Here is a 207-nt window from a genome sequence, read left to right as displayed (position 1 = left end):
GTGCGCGTGTAGTCGTCAATCGAGAAGTTGTTGCTGACGGTGGTCAAAGCACAGCCGCCTTGGCGACATCAAGCGCGACGGTGATGCAAGGCACACCTGCCACCTGGCGACTACTGACTTCAGCAGGGTGGATTGGCAACCAGCAATTAAAAATACTCTGCGGCGGTGAAGCCCTATCCCGGGAACTTGCAAGTCAATTGCTCGAAC

Annotated in this window: 1 protein-coding gene; it reads left to right on the top strand. The window is 55.6% G+C overall.

All coding sequences use genetic code 11. The features are described 5' to 3' along the window. A partial coding sequence (locus AABK37_RS42415) for a hypothetical protein (RefSeq protein WP_432557332.1) occupies positions 1 to 207 on the top strand: 207 nt, incomplete at both ends.

Source organism: Tolypothrix sp. VBCCA 56010 (assembly GCF_050875635.1).
In the GTDB taxonomy this organism is placed as follows: Bacteria; Cyanobacteriota; Cyanobacteriia; order Cyanobacteriales; family Nostocaceae; genus Hassallia.
Note: the sequence above shows the minus strand (reverse complement) of the source record. Positions and strands in the feature narration are given on the sequence as shown.